The organism is Streptomyces sp. NBC_01216, assembly GCF_035994945.1.
Taxonomy (GTDB): Bacteria; Actinomycetota; Actinomycetes; order Streptomycetales; family Streptomycetaceae; genus Streptomyces.
Genome location: NZ_CP108677.1, coordinates 3,521,916 through 3,538,408, shown reverse-complemented (window position 1 = coordinate 3,538,408; position 16,493 = coordinate 3,521,916). Strand labels below are relative to the sequence as shown.

The 16,493-nt window shown below is 68.4% G+C and carries 16 protein-coding genes; 9 read left to right on the top strand and 7 right to left on the bottom strand.

Annotated features, from left to right (window positions below; all coding sequences use genetic code 11):
• Window positions 1-353 precede the first annotated feature (353 nt).
• Complete coding sequence (gene dnaA / locus OG393_RS15515) at window positions 354-2,099, bottom strand: chromosomal replication initiator protein DnaA (protein ID WP_327375244.1); 1,746 nt, start codon at window positions 2,097-2,099, stop codon at window positions 354-356.
• Between the two features lie 382 nt (window positions 2,100-2,481).
• On the opposite strand from dnaA, the gene rpmH reads away from it, so the two are divergent.
• The 9 genes from rpmH (at window position 2,482) to OG393_RS15470 (ending at window position 9,225) form a co-directional block, all read left to right on the top strand.
• Window positions 2,482-2,619 (top strand): 50S ribosomal protein L34, encoded by a 138-nt coding sequence (gene rpmH / locus OG393_RS15510; protein ID WP_018489831.1) that lies wholly within the window; start codon window positions 2,482-2,484, stop codon window positions 2,617-2,619.
• A gap of 21 nt (window positions 2,620-2,640) precedes the next feature.
• The gene (gene rnpA / locus OG393_RS15505; RefSeq protein WP_327375243.1) at window positions 2,641-3,012 is read left to right on the top strand and encodes a ribonuclease P protein component; all 372 of its coding nucleotides are present in this window, start codon (window positions 2,641-2,643) and stop codon (window positions 3,010-3,012) included.
• Window positions 3,009-3,335, top strand: a complete 327-nt coding sequence (gene yidD / locus OG393_RS15500) for a membrane protein insertion efficiency factor YidD (protein WP_147978793.1) — start codon at window positions 3,009-3,011, stop codon at window positions 3,333-3,335. Before rnpA ends, yidD begins: the two co-directional genes overlap by 4 nt.
• Window positions 3,336-3,338: 3 nt before the next feature.
• The gene (yidC, locus tag OG393_RS15495) at window positions 3,339-4,649 is read left to right on the top strand and encodes a membrane protein insertase YidC (RefSeq protein WP_327375242.1); all 1,311 of its coding nucleotides are present in this window, start codon (window positions 3,339-3,341) and stop codon (window positions 4,647-4,649) included.
• A gap of 13 nt (window positions 4,650-4,662) precedes the next feature.
• The gene (locus OG393_RS15490; protein ID WP_327375241.1) at window positions 4,663-5,175 is read left to right on the top strand and encodes a Jag family protein; all 513 of its coding nucleotides are present in this window, start codon (window positions 4,663-4,665) and stop codon (window positions 5,173-5,175) included.
• 117 nt (window positions 5,176-5,292) lie between these two features.
• Window positions 5,293-6,009, top strand: coding sequence for a 16S rRNA (guanine(527)-N(7))-methyltransferase RsmG (gene rsmG / locus OG393_RS15485; RefSeq protein WP_327375240.1), 717 nt, complete (start codon window positions 5,293-5,295; stop codon window positions 6,007-6,009).
• Window positions 6,010-6,276: 267 nt separating this feature from the next.
• On the top strand, window positions 6,277-7,353 hold the full coding sequence (locus OG393_RS15480) for an AAA family ATPase (RefSeq protein ID WP_327375239.1): 1,077 nt from the start codon (window positions 6,277-6,279) through the stop codon (window positions 7,351-7,353).
• Window positions 7,350-8,456, top strand: a complete 1,107-nt coding sequence (locus OG393_RS15475) for a ParB/RepB/Spo0J family partition protein (RefSeq protein ID WP_327375238.1) — start codon at window positions 7,350-7,352, stop codon at window positions 8,454-8,456. Before OG393_RS15480 ends, OG393_RS15475 begins: the two co-directional genes overlap by 4 nt.
• A 151-nt stretch (window positions 8,457-8,607) precedes the next feature.
• Window positions 8,608-9,225 (top strand): GNAT family N-acetyltransferase, encoded by a 618-nt coding sequence (locus tag OG393_RS15470; RefSeq protein ID WP_327375237.1) that lies wholly within the window; start codon window positions 8,608-8,610, stop codon window positions 9,223-9,225.
• Between the two features lie 78 nt (window positions 9,226-9,303).
• Here OG393_RS15470 and trxA read toward each other — a convergent pair whose 3' ends face one another.
• From trxA to murJ, 6 genes are all read right to left on the bottom strand, one after another.
• Window positions 9,304-9,648 (bottom strand): thioredoxin, encoded by a 345-nt coding sequence (trxA, locus tag OG393_RS15465; RefSeq protein ID WP_327375236.1) that lies wholly within the window; start codon window positions 9,646-9,648, stop codon window positions 9,304-9,306.
• A gap of 50 nt (window positions 9,649-9,698) precedes the next feature.
• Window positions 9,699-10,664 carry a thioredoxin-disulfide reductase gene (trxB, locus tag OG393_RS15460; RefSeq protein WP_327375235.1) on the bottom strand — a complete coding sequence of 322 codons (966 nt, stop codon included), beginning with the start codon at window positions 10,662-10,664 and terminating at the stop codon, window positions 9,699-9,701.
• Window positions 10,665-10,789: 125 nt separating this feature from the next.
• Window positions 10,790-11,701, bottom strand: a complete 912-nt coding sequence (locus tag OG393_RS15455; RefSeq protein WP_327375234.1) for a zf-HC2 domain-containing protein — start codon at window positions 11,699-11,701, stop codon at window positions 10,790-10,792.
• Window positions 11,698-12,402 (bottom strand): RNA polymerase sigma factor SigM, encoded by a 705-nt coding sequence (gene sigM / locus OG393_RS15450; RefSeq protein WP_327375233.1) that lies wholly within the window; start codon window positions 12,400-12,402, stop codon window positions 11,698-11,700. Before sigM ends, OG393_RS15455 begins: the two co-directional genes overlap by 4 nt.
• A gap of 24 nt (window positions 12,403-12,426) precedes the next feature.
• Complete coding sequence (locus tag OG393_RS15445; protein ID WP_327375232.1) at window positions 12,427-14,133, bottom strand: protein kinase family protein; 1,707 nt, start codon at window positions 14,131-14,133, stop codon at window positions 12,427-12,429.
• A gap of 117 nt (window positions 14,134-14,250) precedes the next feature.
• Window positions 14,251-16,452: a murein biosynthesis integral membrane protein MurJ gene (murJ, locus tag OG393_RS15440; protein ID WP_327375230.1), complete on the bottom strand. Its 2,202-nt coding sequence runs from the start codon at window positions 16,450-16,452 to the stop codon at window positions 14,251-14,253.
• Window positions 16,453-16,493 lie beyond the last annotated feature (41 nt).

The following is a 16,493-nucleotide window of genomic DNA, read 5'->3' as shown; positions in this document are numbered from 1 at the left end:
GCAGTCCCCACCCTGTGGACGGAAGATCATCCCCCAATCTGTGGAGAACACACCAGCGGCGGACCGGATTCGAACACGCCCCACCGTGCGCCGAGGGACGACCGGCCTCGCCAGGCGTCCGCGGAAGGGCGCCAGAGGAGCTCCGGGAGCCGTCGGCGGAGCCCCCGGACCCCCGGAAGGGTCGGTGCTCGGCCTCCCCCCGGAGCGTGGGCGGGGCCCCGAGAGGCGGGCGAGGAGCTCCGGGACGGCGGGCGCACGGGCTCCGGGGACGCCGGGACGGAGGACCTGGGCAACGCGAAGGGCGCCCGGGAATATGTCCCGGGCGCCCTTCGGGGCCCTGCGCGAGCTCCGCGTCAGCCGTTCTTGATGCGGTTGGTGAGCTCGGTGACCTGGTTGTAGATGGACCGCCGTTCGGCCATCAGCGCGCGGATCTTCCGGTCCGCGTGCATCACCGTGGTGTGGTCCCGGCCGCCGAACTGCGCACCGATCTTCGGCAGCGACAGGTCCGTGAGCTCCCGGCAGAGGTACATCGCGATCTGGCGCGCCGTCACCAGGACCCGGCTGCGCGAGGATCCGCAGAGGTCTTCCACCGTCAGCCCGAAGTAGTCCGCCGTCGCCGCCATGATGGCGCCGGCGGTGATCTCCGGTGCCGAGTCCTCGCCGCCCGGGATCAGGTCCTTCAGGACGATCTCGGTCAGCCCCAGGTCCACCGGCTGCCGGTTGAGGCTGGCGAAGGCCGTGACCCGGATCAGCGCGCCCTCCAGCTCCCTGATGTTGCGGGAGATCCGGGAGGCGATGAACTCCAGCACCTCCGGCGGCGCGTTCAGCTGCTCCTGCACCGCCTTCTTGCGGAGGATCGCGATCCGCGTCTCCAGCTCAGGCGGCTGCACATCGGTGGTCAGACCCCACTCGAAGCGGTTGCGCAGCCGGTCCTCCAGTGTCACCAGCTGCTTGGGCGGCCGGTCCGAGGAGAGCACGATCTGCTTGTTCGCGTTGTGGAGCGTGTTGAAGGTGTGGAAGAACTCCTCCTGCGTCGACTCCTTGCTCGCGAGGAACTGGATGTCGTCGACGAGCAGGATGTCCACGTCGCGGTAGCGCTTGCGGAAGGTGTCGCCCTTGCCGTCACGGATCGAGTTGATGAACTCGTTGGTGAACTCCTCGGAGCTCACGTACCGCACCCGGGTGCCGGGATAGAGGCTGCGCGCGTAGTGCCCGATGGCGTGCAGCAGGTGGGTCTTGCCGAGACCCGACTCCCCGTAGATGAAGAGGGGGTTGTACGCCTTCGCCGGTGCCTCGGCCACGGCGACGGCGGCGGCGTGCGCGAACCGGTTCGACGAACCGATCACGAAGGTGTCGAAGAGGTACTTGGGGTTCAGCCGGGCGTGCTGTTCACCGGGTGCGCCGGAGCCCTGGCCGTGTCCGGCACCGACCGGACGTCCCGGGCCGGCGCCGGGACGAGCGTTCTGGCCGGCCCCCGGACCCTGCGGATCGGGCACACCGCGCTCCGGGCGCTGTGGCTGCTGGTAGGCCGACGGTCGTTCGTCGTAGCGCGGCGGCTGGGGCTGCTGCGGGCGGGGTCCGGCATACGGGTCCCGCTCCTGGAAGCCGCCGAGCCGCTGCTGCTGCCAGGAGACGTCCTCCTGGGCACGCGGCCAGGCGCCCGGGTCGGGGCGCTGCTGCTGGTAGTCCGGATACGCCGGGCGCGCGGTGGGCAGCCCGTCCTCCTGCATCGGCCGGTGGCCGTACCCCTCGTACGAGTCGACCGGGGGGCGTTCGTCGTAGTGCTGTGGCTGCTGGACCGGCGGGGCGGGCGGGCTGGGCTCGCCCGCCGAGTCGTCCACGGTGATCGCGATGCGGATCGGACGACCGCATTCATGGCTCAGGGTCTCGCTGATCAGCGGGGCCAGCCGCCCCTCGAGCACCCGCTTGCCCCATTCGTTGGGGACGGCCAGGAGCGCGGTGTCGGCCACCAGGGCGAGGGGCTGGCAGCGCTCGATCCACTGCTTGTCCTTGGGCTCGATGCCCTGCTGGCCTTCTCCGAGGAGCTGCTCCAGCACGCGTGGCCACACTGCGGCAAGATCGGCAGGTACGTCAGCCACAGGGCACGCTTTCTCGCAGGTCCCACGAATGTGTGGTTCTCGGGACGGTAGGTCGAAGTCCGTGAGGACAGGTAAGGACAGAAGGGAAAAAGATTCAGGAGTCCAGCCACGGTAGTCGTGGCGGCTGACGCGGTTCAAGTCGTTGTCCACAGCCTGTGCACAATGGACCCCGGTGACAGGTCGGTTTGACCGGATGGCGTAGCCGCGCGTACCGTGACCAGGTCGAGTTGTCGATGGCTGCTGCCGCCTGCCTCCGATGGGCAATGATCACGGTCAGTGATCGTGAAGCGGTGCACTCGGGCGTATTGCGAGCTACTCGTGGGCGCACGGTGACAGCCAGGCGATGTCCCGCCACCACACGAATCATTTCTGGAGCCCCCGAGTGAGCAAGCGCACCTTCCAGCCGAACAACCGTCGTCGCGCCAAGACCCACGGCTTCCGCCTGCGGATGCGCACGCGCGCCGGCCGCGCCATCCTGGCGAACCGCCGCGCCAAGGGTCGTTCGAGCCTGTCCGCCTGATCCGCTTCAACAGGTCATGACGTGCTGCCTACCGAGAATCGGCTGAGGCGGCGCGAGGACTTCGCAACCGCGGTACGCCGAGGGCGCCGGGCCGGTCGCCCACTCCTCGTCGTCCACCTACGCAGCGGTGCAACGGACCCGCACGCGCCTGGGGAGAGCGCTTCCCCGACGCGTGCGGGTTTCGTCGTGAGCAAGGCCGTAGGCGGAGCGGTCGTACGCACCCAGGTGAAGCGTCGGCTCCGCCACCTCGTCCGCGATCGGCTGTCCGAGCTGCCCCCCGGTAGCCTGGTGGTCGTACGGGCGTTGCCCGGAGCCGGTGACGCCGATCACGCTCAGCTGGCCCGAGACCTGGACGCCGCTCTCCAGCGGCTCCTGGGAGGGGGCGCGCGATGAAGTACCCGCTGCTGGCTCTCATCAAGCTGTACCAGTGGACGATCAGCCCGCTCCTCGGGCCCGTCTGCCGGTACTACCCGTCGTGTTCCCACTATGGATTCACGGCCATCGACCGGCATGGCGCGATCAAGGGCACAGCCCTGACCGCCTGGCGCATCCTGCGGTGCAACCCGTGGTCGCCCGGCGGCGTGGACCATGTCCCCGCACGCAAGCGTCCTCGCTGGCACGAAATGCTGCGGAACGCACTGCGCGGCGACACGGGCGGGTCCACCGCCGAGACGAGCCCGGCCGCAGAGACCTCGCCCAATGCTCAAGGAGCCTGATTAGTGGACACGATTGCCAATTTTTTCAGCTTCATCACCACACCTGTCTCATGGGTGATCGTCCGGTTCCACGAGCTGTACGGGGCGATCTTCGGGCCTGACACGGGCTGGGCCTGGGGCCTGTCGATCGTGTCCCTGGTGGTGCTGATCCGGATCTGTCTGATCCCGCTGTTCGTCAAGCAGATCAAGTCGACCCGGAACATGCAGGCGCTCCAGCCGAAGATGAAGGCGATCCAGGAGCGCTACAAGAGCGACAAGCAGCGTCAGTCCGAAGAGATGATGAAGCTGTACAAGGAGACGGGAACCAACCCGCTCTCCTCGTGCCTTCCCATCCTGGCGCAGTCGCCGTTCTTCTTCGCGCTGTACGCCGTGCTCTCCCACATCGCCGAGGGCAAGACGATCGGTGTCATCGACCAGCCCCTGCTGGAGAGCGCCCGTCAGGCGCACATCTTCGGCGCCCCGCTGGCCTCGAAGTTCACCGACACCGCCGCCGAGGTCGCCGCTCTGGACGCTTCGGTGACCGCGGTCCGCGTCGTCACCGCGGTCATGATCATCATGATGTCGGCCTCGCAGTTCTTCACCCAGCGCCAGCTGATGATGAAGAACGTCGACCTCTCGGTGAAGACGCCGTACATGCAGCAGCAGAAGATGCTGATGTACATCTTCCCGCTGATCTTCGCCGTCATGGGCATCAACTTCCCCGTCGGTGTGCTCGTCTACTGGCTGACCACGAACGTGTGGACCATGGGCCAGCAGATGTACGTGATCAACCAGAACCCGACCCCGGGCAGCAAGGCGCAGGACGCCTACCTGCAGCGACTGCTGAAGAGCGTCACCTCGCACGGTGAGGTGCGCGGCCGTCGCCGGAAGACCATCGTGAAGGTCATCGTCGCCAAGGGCGGCGACCGCAACGAGAACGAGCGCCGCTTCTTCACCGGCCTCGCCAAGGCCGGGTTCGCCGCCCAGGCGGACGGCACCGTGATCAAGAGCGACACGGCCGCCTCCGAGGCCGAGGGCGCCGGCGCGGCCAAGCGTCAGCAGCCCAAGCGCCAGACCAAGGCGAAGCGCCAGGCCGCCGCCCACCCCGGTATGCCGAAGGGCGCCGAGGACAAGGGCGAGGAGCCCGACGACGCTTCGGCTGAGCCCACCACCTCGCTGGAGAAGAAGCCCCAGGACGCCGAGGACACGGCGAACGAGGCTTCGGGCGACCAGTCCGTACGGCCCAGCCGTGCGAACTCCGGGCCCTCCCGCCAGGCCAAGTCCGGTCAGCGCAAGGGCCAGCAGCGGCCCAAGCACCCGTCTTCCAAGAAGTAGAAGGAGTCGATCCGTGACGGAAGGCACCACCACCGCCGCCGCAGAGGGTGGCGACACCCTCACCCGCCTGGAACAGGAGGGTGAGATCGCGGCCGACTACCTCGAGGGTCTGCTCGACATCGCGGACCTCGACGGTGACATCGACATGGACGTCGAGGCGGACCGGGCCGCGGTCTCGATCGTCAGCGACGCGAGCAGCCGGGACCTCCAGAAGCTCGTGGGCCGCGACGGCGAGGTGCTGGAGGCGCTCCAGGAGCTGACCCGGCTGGCCGTGCACCGGGAGACCGGCGATCGTAGCCGGCTGATGCTCGACATCAGTGGGTTCCGTGCCAAGAAGCGTGCCGAGCTCGCCGAGATCGGTGCCAAGGCGGCGTCCGAGGCCAAGTCGACCGGCGCCCCGGTGAAGCTGGACCCGATGACGCCGTTCGAGCGCAAGGTCGTGCACGACGCGGTCGCCGCCGCGGGTCTGCGCAGTGAGTCCGAAGGCGAGGAGCCGCAGCGCTTCGTCGTCGTCCTCCCTGTCTGAGCCCCCTCGCAGTGTCGGCCCCGTCTGCTCGCAGGCGGGGCCGATCTTTGTCAGCCTGATAGTCAGCCACCACAGTGCGTTCGGACAGCACGCGTGCGAAACGGAAGGACGGTTCCCGTGACGGAGGCAGCGGAGCTCCCCCCTGCGCCTGAGCAGGCACGGGCGGTATTCGGTGAGTACTTCCCGGAGGCCGTGCGCTACGCGGAGCTCCTCGCGGACGCGGGAGTCAGGCGAGGGCTGATCGGTCCCCGTGAGGTCCCCCGTCTGTGGGAGCGACATCTGCTGAACTGTGCGGTGCTCTCCGAGGTGGTCCCTGAGGGGGTCTCGGTCTGCGATGTCGGTTCGGGTGCCGGTCTTCCCGGTATTCCCCTGGCCCTCGTCCGGCCCGACCTGAAGATCACGCTCCTCGAACCGCTGCTCCGGCGGACCAATTTTCTGCAGGAGGTCGTGGAACTGCTGGGGCTGGACCATGTGACGGTCGTCCGTGGGCGTGCCGAGGAGATGCTGGGCAAGGTCCCCCCGGTACATGTCGTCACCGCCCGCGCCGTGGCCCCGCTCGACCGGCTCGCGGGCTGGGGCGTGCCTCTGCTCCGTCCCTACGGGGAGATGCTCGCCCTCAAGGGCGACACGGCCGAGGAGGAGATCCAAGGTGCCCGTGCCGCGCTCGCCAAGCTCGGTGTGGTGGAGACCTCGGTCCTCCAGGTCGGCGAGGGAGTCGTGGACCCCATGACGACAGTCGTCCGGGTAGAGGTCGGCGAGAGCCCGGGTGGCGTGAGGTTCGCTGCCAAGCGGGCCAAGGCCGCACGTCCGAGCAGGACGCGACGCCGTCGCTGAGACGCCGATACGGCCTTACTGATCCTTACCCGTTGTCATACGTACCCTTTTCGGAGTGTCGAGCAGTCCCGGATCAACGGCGAGTGCATCGTGTTTCACGTGAAACGTCGCTCACTGCTGCAGGGGATCATCAGCCGCGGTCGCGCGGCTGCCACGCCCCGGGACCGCAAACCCCCCGCAAAGCCCCCCGCGCGGGTGACGGGATTGTCCACAGAGGTGTATTCACCCACAGAACCAGGGGCCTCGCTGGTTCACGACCCCGAAAGCATGGCAGGCTCTCTGCATCGCGAGCCTGAAGCCGAGGAGAGTGAATCCTTGCGGTCCGACGCCAACATCGCGGGACCGATGACCGAACCGGTCCCCGGTCCCCGAACCGAATCGCTGGGGGAGGATGTTTCACGTGAAACACCGCCCCCGATGGACGACACCCCCATTGGTCGTGCTGCCCAACTCGCCGTAGAGGCGTTGGGTCGAGCCGGTGAGGGGCTCCCCCGGCCTCCCCAGACACGCGTCATGGTGGTCGCCAACCAGAAGGGCGGAGTGGGGAAGACGACCACCACGGTCAACCTCGCCGCCTCCCTGGCCTTGCACGGCGCCCGGGTCCTGGTCGTCGACCTCGACCCGCAGGGCAATGCCTCGACGGCCCTGGGTGTTGATCACCATGCCGAGGTCCCCTCGATCTACGACGTGCTGGTCGAAAGCAAGCCTCTCTCCGACGTGGTCCAGCCCGTCCAGGACGTGGAGGGTCTTTTCTGTGCCCCTGCCACCATCGATCTCGCCGGTGCGGAGATCGAGCTGGTGTCCCTGGTGGCTCGGGAAAGCCGGCTTCAGCGCGCGATCCAGGCATACGAGCAGCCTCTGGACTACATCCTGATCGACTGCCCGCCCTCGCTGGGTCTGCTCACGGTCAACGCGATGGTGGCGGGAGCCGAGGTGCTGATCCCGATCCAGTGCGAGTACTACGCGCTGGAGGGACTGGGCCAGCTCCTCCGGAACGTCGAGCTCGTGAGGGGGCATCTCAACCCCTCGCTCCACGTCTCGACGATTCTGCTCACGATGTACGACGGCCGGACCAGGCTCGCCTCACAGGTGGCGGACGAGGTGCGCAGTCACTTCGGTGAAGAGGTCCTGCGCACCAGCATTCCGCGATCGGTCCGTATCTCGGAGGCACCGAGCTACGGGCAGACCGTCCTCACCTACGATCCCGGCTCCAGTGGAGCGCTGTCGTATCTTGAGGCAGCCCGTGAGATCGCCCTGCGCGGGGTCGGTATCCGCTACGACACCCAGCACGCCCACGTGGGCCACCAGAGCAACCAGAGCAACATGTCGGAGGGGATCCAGTGAGCGAGCGACGTAGGGGATTGGGGCGTGGGCTCGGTGCGCTGATTCCTGCGGCTCCCCAGGAGCGGCAGGTGCCGGCGGTCGGAGCGGTTACGGGCTCAGCCTCGGTCGGGGCAGCCTCGGTGCTGTCCTCCGATCGAGGGGTGGCAGCCGCCAAGGTGGCCACCCTCCCCCAGAGCACCCCGTCCCCGGACCCGGTGGCCCCTCGGATGGAGAGCCCCGCGGAGGTCGAACCGGAGTCTCCTGCCGGAGCGCACTTCGCCGAGCTGCCGTTGGACTCCATCACGCCCAACCCACGGCAGCCGCGTGAAGTCTTCGACGAGGACGCGCTCGCGGAGCTGGTCACCTCCATCAAGGAAGTCGGTCTGCTCCAGCCCGTCGTCGTTCGGCAGCTCGGCGTCGAGCGCTATGAACTGATCATGGGCGAGCGTCGCTGGAGGGCCTGCCGTGAGGCCGGCCTGGAGCGCATCCCCGCGATCGTCCGGGCCACGGACGACGAGAAGCTCCTCCTGGACGCGCTCCTGGAGAACCTTCACCGGGCGCAGTTGAACCCGTTGGAAGAGGCCGCGGCCTACGACCAGTTGCTGAAGGACTTCAACTGCACGCACGACCAGCTGGCCGACCGTATCGGGCGTTCGCGACCTCAGGTCTCCAACACCCTGCGTCTGCTGCGCCTGTCTCCCCCGGTACAGCGGCGCGTTGCCGCTGGTGTGCTGTCGGCGGGGCACGCTCGGGCCCTGCTCTCCGTGGACGACCCGGAGACCCAGGACAAGCTGGCGTACCGGATCGTCGCCGAGGGGCTGTCGGTTCGTGCGGTCGAGGAGATCGTGACCCTGATGGGCTCGGAGCCGACGGCGGCGGTCAAGCCGAAGGGGCCGCGAGCCGGAGCGCGTGTCTCCCCCGCCCTGACCGAGCTGGCTTCCCGTCTCTCCGATCGCTTCGAGACACGGGTGAAGGTCGATCTGGGACAGAAGAAGGGAAAGATCGTCGTCGAGTTCGCCTCGATGGACGATCTGGAGCGGATTCTTTCGACACTGGCCCCTGGGGAGGGGCGCGTCATGGACCAGGGGAGTTCCGAGCATGCCGAGGAGGATGGTGACGGCTGAGCCCTTCGGCCGTCTCCCGCGGGCCGTGTTCCGGTGAAGCCGGGGCGCGGCCCGTCCCTTTGCCTGGGTGCGGTATCGCCCCGAACGTCCCATCGATACGATTCTGTGAGGCAATCCGTGCTGCGAAGGCAGTGGGAAGAGAGGAACAGCCGTGGGGCGTCGGCTCGTACCACTCACGCTGGACAACCTTCCGGACCTTCCACGCCGGTGTCGCTCCTGTGTCTTCTGGGAGCTTGACCCGGTGAGCGGGGAGGCTGCGGTGAACGCGGGGAGACCCGAGCTGGAGAAGGAAGCGTGGATCTCCGCCGTTCTGTTGGAGTGGGGTTCCTGCGGAAGGGTCGTCTACGTCGACGAGGTGCCCGTCGGCTTCGTGCTGTACGCGCCTGCGGCGTATGTCCCTCGCTCCACCGCCTTTCCCACGAGTCCGGTTTCCGCGGACGCGGTGCAGCTGATGACCGCCTGGATCATGCCGGCTTATCAGGGGCAGGGGATCGGGCGGACGATGGTGCAGACGGTCGCCAAGGATCTGCTGCGACGCGGGTTCAAGGCGATCGAGGCATTCGGTGACGCCCGTTGGAAGGAGCCGGCCTGTGTGCTGCCCGCGGATCATCTGTTGGCGGTGGGCTTCAAGACCGTGCGACATCATCCGACGTATCCGCGGCTGAGGCTGGAGCTGCGCACGACGCTCTCCTGGAAGGAAGACGTCGAGATGGCCTTGGACCGGCTTCTCGGTGCCGTGCAGAAAGAGCCCGCACTCAGACCCTTGTGAGGCAGGTGCCCACACAGGAGAACGGCCCGCCTCATCGAGGCGGGCCGTTCTCCTGTTTCACGTGAAACAGCGGGCGTATCAGGCCTTCGTCACGCCGTCGCCGACGAAGTCCTGGAGGTCGCGCAGGATCGCGGCCTTCGGCTTGGCGCCGACGATGGTCTTCACTACCTCGCCGTTCTGGTAGACGTTCAGCGTCGGGATCGACATGACACCGTACTTGGCGGCCGTGGCGGGGTTCTCGTCGATGTTCAGCTTCACGATCTCGATCTCACCGTGCTCGGCGGCGATGGCCTCCAGCGACGGGGCGATCTGGCGGCACGGTCCGCACCAGGCGGCCCAGAAGTCCACCAGGACGGGCTTGTCGCTCTTGAGGACGTCGTCCTCGAAGCTGGCGTCGGTCACGGTCTTCAGGGCGCCGGCCACGGCGACCTCCTTAACTTCGTGGGGTGTGGGGTGGGGAGGTGCGAGAAGGCTCAGACCGCAGGGGTCTCGGCGAGCTTCTCGTTGTCGGCGAGGGCCGCCAGGAAGCGCTCGGCATCGAGTGCGGAGGAGCAGCCGGTGCCGGCAGCCGTGATCGCCTGGCGGTAGGTGTGGTCGACGACGTCACCGGCGCCGAAGACGCCGGAAAGGTTGGTGCGCGTCGAGGGCGCCTCCACCTTGAGGTAGCCCTCCTCGTCCAGCTCCAGCTGGCCCTTGAAGAGCTCGGTGCGCGGGTCGTGGCCCACGGCGATGAAGAGTCCGGTGACCGCCAGCTCGCTGGTCTCGCCGCTCTTGGTGTCGCGCAGAGTCAGCCCCGAGAGCTTCTGCTCGCCATGGATCTCCGCCACCTCGCTGTCCCAGGCGAACTTGATCTTCGGGTCGGCGAAGGCGCGCTCCTGCATGGCCTTGGAGGCGCGCAGGCTGTCCCGACGGTGGACGATCGTGACGGACTTGGCGAAGCGCGACAGGAAGGTGGCTTCCTCCATCGCTGTGTCACCACCACCGACGACGGCGATGTCCTGGTCCTTGAAGAAGAATCCGTCGCAGGTGGCGCACCAGGAGACACCTCGGCCGGAGAGCGCGTCCTCGTTGGGCAGCCCGAGCTTCCGGTGCTGGGAGCCGGTCGTGACGATGACGGCCTTCGCACGGTGGACGGTGCCGGCGGTGTCCGTGACGGTCTTGATCTCGCCGGTCAGGTCGACGGCGATGACGTCGTCCGGCACCAGCTCGGCGCCGAAGCGTTCGGCCTGGGCGCGCATGTTGTCCATTAGGTCCGGGCCCATGATGCCGTCACGGAAGCCGGGGAAGTTCTCCACGTCGGTCGTGTTCATCAGGGCACCACCAGCGGTGACGGCACCCTCGAAGACCAGCGGCTTCAGCGACGCACGCGCTGTGTAGAGCGCGGCGGTGTAGCCCGCGGGCCCGGAGCCGATGATGATCACGTTACGGACGTCGCTCACGGGTTTCTTCCTCGTCTCTGCAGACTGCCTACTGCCTAAGGGCGGTCGTATCGGTGACTCTCACCCCACCCAACGGATACTAAGGGGCATGCATTCCCGAGACCGACGCGCGGCACGGTGTCGGGTCAGGAGCGCGGGTAGGCGTGCGTCAGCAGGACATCGGCCTTCTGTTTCCCACCATCCGTGGTGCAGGAGGCATCCAGCACATAAGCCTGCACGTGAGAGCTGTCCGAGGGATGCGGGAGGACGACGAGATAGGCGTTCGTTCCCTGGTAGTCGCCCTGCTGGAAGGCGATCACTGTGTCGGTGCGCCTCGTGCCGGCCTTGATGCACTCGGGCAGGGCTGGGGCAAGCTCGCGCTGAGGAGTGTCGCCGCCCGCCACCGACAGGGATTCGGGGCTGCTGTCCTTCGGCGCCTTGAAAGTGCCCTGCTGGAGCAGTGCCTGGACGCGGGTATCGAGCTCCTGACCATCGAACCGGGAGGGAGCGGTGCTGCTGGCGAAGGTGTCGGACGTCGTGTTCCCGGAGTCTCCACCGAGGGTCTGGAGCCCCCCTTGGAGGAGGAAGACGCCCATGCCCAGAGCCGCGGCGCCGAGGACGGCGCCGAGGGCGGTCGTACGCCGCCTGCGGGGCTTGCGGGTGCGCCCCGGGCCGGTGGCGGCGGGAGAGCGCCCGGCAGGGCGGTCCGCTGCCTGAGCAGGCGCCAGGACCGGGTGGGGATCGGGCCGGCTGTTCGTTTCACGTGAAACGTCGGCGTCGGTATGCGGTGCCGTGGCGTTCAGCAGAGCTTCGGCGGCCAGCGCGGCATCGATGCGGCCGGCGATCTCGGCGGGCATACGCGACGGGCCCGGCAGTGTCCCCAGCAGCCCGCGGATCTCCTCCAGCGACGTCCGTACGTCCGCGCAGAGGCGGCAGCCTTCCAGGTGCTGGCGGACGGCCGCGGCTCCGGCCGGTGAAAGGAGCCCCTCGGTGAGGTCCGAGATTTCCGAGACATCCGGGTGCTGTGTGGTGTCGGCCTTGTCGGTCGTGGATGTCACGCGCGCCCACCTCCGCCCTTCACAGCAGTCGGACCGTTCGGTCCGGTATCCCTTGGCTCCGCCACCGGTGGGACGGATGCCCCCGGCGTCCGGTTCCTTCCCCGGTCGGGGGCCTCGCTACCCACGGTGTCGGCGCGCAGATGAGTGAGCATGGGCAGCAATTTGGCCCTGCCCCGTGAGCAGCGGCTCTTCACGGTGCCCGTGGGGACATCGAGGATCCGGGCGGCTTCGATCACCGGGTATCCCTGCATGTCGACCAGCACGAGTGCTGCCCGTTGATCGGCGGGCAGTGTGGCCAGTGCGGCCAGGAGCTCGCGGTGGAGGTCCTGGCGCTCTGCCGGCGCCTCGGCGGACTCCGCGGGCTCCAGAAGCTGCTCGAAGCGCGCGGTGTCGTCCATCGGAGAGGTTCTGCGCGAGACGGTCTTGCGAGCCCGGTCGAGGCAGGCGTTCACCGTGATGCGGTGGAGCCAGGTGGTCACGGCCGACTGACCACGGAAGGTGTGGGCGGCCCGGAAGGCCGAGACGAGTGCGTCCTGGACGGCATCAGCGGCCTCCTCGCGGTCTCCCAGCGTTCTCAGGGCCACGGCCCACAGCCGGTCGCGGTGCCTCCGCACGAGCTCACCGAAGGCGTCGGGATCGCCCGCGACATGGCGCTCCAGGAGTTCCCGGTCGCTGATGTCCGCGTCTATCGCCTCGTCCAACGGTGAGCCCCTCCCCTCCGTCCCTCAGCTGGTGATCTTGATATCCGTGATCTTGCCGCGGAAGTTGCCCTCGTTGCTTGCCGGGAGCTTCGTCAGCCAGACGAGAACGTAGCGCGTCGTCACTGGTTTGGTGGGCTTGAGCGTCACCTTGCCTCCCGTGCCACTGGCCTGTGTGGTGAAAGCGTCCGGCGCACCCGGCGCGGAGGCGGCGTCGGCGGGGGCCGTGCGCAGCTCCACGGAGGTGGTCCCCAGGAAGGAGACGTCCACGGATCCGACCTGCTGGGCCTTGCCCAGGTCGAGAACGAGACCCACTCCCTTCTTGAGTCGACCGAAGTCGGCGCTGAAGTAGCCGTCGGTGTTCCAGAAGCTGCTCGGGTCGCCGTCGTAGGCGTTCTTTATCCCCTGAGGCTTCTCCGAACCGTCGCCGAGCGGGTCGAAGTCGTAGGCCCCGGTGATCTGGACGGGCTTCCCGGTCTCGACTTCCTTCTCGTCGTCCTGATCCTGCGGCTGCGTGGTCCGAGGCGGCTCCGACTTGTTGTTCTGGTCGAGCAGCCGGTCCGCCACCTGCCAGCTGGCCAGGCCGATGGCGGCGATGAGGAGCGCGGAGACGGCCCACTTCAGGGCCCTGCCCGTGCGACTCTGCAGCGGCGCGGGCGGCCCGCCCATCAGTTGGGTGGCCGCCGGACCGGCCGGCGGCTGCGGACGTCCGTAGCTGCCCTGCTGGTACGTGGTGCGCTGGTACTCCGGAGGCGTGGGGAACTCGAGCTCCGGCGGACGGATGCGCGGCATCGCGGCGACTGCCTTGGCCAGCTCGTCGGGAGTGGTGCACGGAGGCTCCTGACGCGAGGCGGTGGCCCCGTCGTTGGCGAGGGCTCGCATGGCGATCTCCGACAACCCGCGATGCACACCGGCCCGCACCTGGTCGGGGGGAAGCAGCCCCAGGCCCTTCGGGAGCCCGGTCAGGCCGTGGGCGTCGCTGTCGTACGGCCAGCGCTGGGTCAGCGCCGCGTACAACAGAGCCCCGATGGCCTCGGTGTCCGTCCGCTGCGGCCTCTCGGCGCTGATACCGCGGAGCGCCGCGTTCACGGCGAGTCCTCGGATCCTGTACTGGCCGGACGAGCTGCGGAGAACGGAGCTCGGAGTCAGACGGAGATGCGCGAGCCCTTCACGGTGTGCCGCGGCCATGGCCTGCGAGACCTGACTGACAAGCTGATAGGCGTCATGCGGCTCCAAAGGACCCGCGGCGAGCAGCGCCGTCAGTTCCGTGGAGTCCGGCAGCCACTCGTGCACCACGTACACGAGGTCGTTCTCCTCGACGGCGTCGAGGACCTGTACGAAGCGGGGGTCGCCGAGCAGCGCCGCGGAGCGGGCCGCGGCGAGCACCGAACGGGCTCGCGGATGGTCGGCCGGCAGGAGATGGACGCCGACGGCACGCCGCAGCTTCTCGTCCACGGCACGCCAACTGCTGAAACCGTCCAGACGAGTGACGCACTCCTCCAGTCGGTAGCGCCTCGCCAGCTTGTGTCCGCTGTGCAGCTCCGGTGCCGTGAGGGAGGGCTGTTCGTCGCTCTGTCCTTCGACCGCCTTGTTCTCCGTGGCCTCCGCGGTCGAGACCGCCTTCTCCTGCTCTTCCGCCACCCCGTCGTCCACGGCCTTCTCCGCCTTCGCGGTCAGCGGGTCGTCACCGCTGTTGTCGGCCACGTCGACGGCAGCCGTGCTACGTTCCGCCACCGTCGTTCCTGCCTCCCCATCCGTTGCGCCACATCCAACAGCCATGCCAATTGTGCCCACAGTCGGCCGCTATGCACGACACGCGGCGGCCGACGATGGTTGCGCGAGACCGGATTCTTAACGTCCCAGGCGTCCGCGGACCATGCCGACCATGGAGTTCAGCTCCTCGATCCGCATGCGCTTGGCCGCGACGAAGAAGACCCCGAGCAGGACCACGCCTCCCACCAACAGGGCCACGAGCGAGCCGAGGGCACCTGCTCCCAGGAGCTTCAGAAGTCCGAAGCCGACCACCCCCGCCACCACCGCCGCGGGCACGGAGGCGAGGCAGAGACGTGCATAGGTTCGCATGACATGCGCGCCGTCCAGGTCGCCGCCCAGGCGGTTGCGCAGTCGGCGCCAGGCGATACCTACGCCGACGGCGTAGGCGAGACCGTAGGAGGCGGCCATGCCGACGACCGCCCACTGGGGGGGAAGGAGGATGTAACAGGTCGCCGAGGCAGCCGCGTTGACCGCCGCGACGATGACCGTGTTGTAGAAGGGTGTCCGGGTGTCCTCGTAGGCGTAGAAGCCGCGGAGCACGACGTACTGCACCGAGTACGGGATCAGACCGAGGCCGAAGGCCATCAGGATGAAGCCCATGCCCTGGGCGGCCTCGAAGCCGCTGGAGGCGTAGAGCAGGGTGCACATGGGGACACCGAGGGCGAGGAAGGCGAACGAGACCGGCACGATCGCGACCGCCGAGTTCCGCAGTCCGTGTGAGATGTCGTCCCGGACCGCGCCCGGGTCGTCGTCATGCGCGGCGCGGGAGATGCGGGGCAGGAGCGCCGCCATCACCGAGACGGTGATGATGGCCTGCGGCATGCCCCAGATCAACTGGGCGTTGGAGTAGGCGAGGAAGCCGGCGCCGTTCCTGCCGGACGCCTCACCGGCGGCGGTGGCCAGCTGCGTCACGACCAGCACACCCGCCTGGTTGGCGAGCACGAACAGGACGGTCCACTTCGCGAGTTTGACCGTCTTGCCGAGGCCGTGGCCCTTCCAGTCGAAGCGGGGGCGGAAGCGGAAGCCCGTCTCGCGGAGATAGGGGATCATCGCCAGGGCCTGCACCACCAGGCCGAGCAGGGTGCCGATACCGAGAAGACGGATGCCCTCGTCGGGGATCGTCTGGACACCCATCTGGGATTCGGCGGAGGTGCCGTAGACCCAGATGAACAGGCCGAAGGTGACGATCATGACGATGTTGTTGAGGACCGGGGTCCACATCATCGCGCCGAACTTGCCCCGGGCGTTGAGGATCTGACCCATCACCACATGAACGCCCATGAAGAAGATCGTGGGCAGGCAGTAGCGGGCGAAGGTGACGGCGACGCTGTTGGAGGCGGCATCGTCGGCGATGGTGTTGGACATCAGCCGGATCAGCAGCGGGGCCGCGAACACGGCGATGGTCACGATCGCGCCGAGTGCCACCATGACGAGGGTGAGCAGGCGGTTGGCGTATGCCTCGCCGCCGTCCTCGTCGCTCTTCATGGAGCGGACCAGCTGCGGAACGAAGACGGAGTTGAGGCCACCGCCGACGGTGAGGATGTAGATCATCGTCGGCAGCGTGTACGCGACGGTGAAGGTGTCACCGAGCAGCGCGGCGCCGAGCGCGCCGGTGATCACGAGACTGCGGACGAAGCCGGTGAGGCGCGAGACCAGAGTGCCGGCGGCCATCACAGCGCTCGACTTCAGCAGTCCGGAAGCACGGCCGGACTTCTTCGGTGCGGGCGCGGGCATCGGGTTCGGCTCCGGGGCGGGCGGCGGGACCTGTCCGGGCGTCTGCTGGTCCCGGTAGAGGTGCGCGAAGGCGTCCGGCTCGGGCTCCTCGTCCCCGGCCCGGGTGACGAGGTCGTCCACACCGGTGAACTGGACCGTGCGGGAGTCGTCGCCGTAGGGGAGATGACGCGAGGGGCCGTCCGGCTCAGGTGCCGGCGTCTGTGCCCATACCCGGGGGTCCGGCGCGTGCGGAGGCGCCGCCGGCTGCTGGTACAGCGGCGTCGGCTCCTGGTAGGTCCCCGGCGGGGGAGGCGGGTGTGCCGCGCGGTCGTAGAGCGCCTCGGACACGGGGTCCTGAGCGGACACGTCCTGGGCCTGGTACGGATCGTGGACGTAGACGTCCTGCACATAGGGATCCTGAGCGTACGGATTCTCCGCGTACGGGTCCGGGGCGGGCTGCCTCGGCTCGGACGTCGGCTCCTCGCCCGGGGTCGCCGAGGGCATGCCACCGGACGGTTCGGTGCCGCCCGCGCCCTGGCCGCGGTCACCGTGGTACGGCGCGTTCATGGTTACCCCACCTCATCGTCCCCGGCCGACCGGCCACGACA

Excerpts from the sequence above, each read along its gene's own strand:
- yidD (WP_147978793.1), top strand. The coding sequence starts at position 3,009 with ATGAAGTACCCGCTGCTGGCTCTCATCAAGCTGTACCAGTGGACGATC.
- OG393_RS15480 (WP_327375239.1), top strand. The coding sequence starts at position 6,277 with ATGGCAGGCTCTCTGCATCGCGAGCCTGAAGCCGAGGAGAGTGAATCC.
- murJ (WP_327375230.1), bottom strand. The coding sequence starts at position 16,452 with ATGAACGCGCCGTACCACGGTGACCGCGGCCAGGGCGCGGGCGGCACC.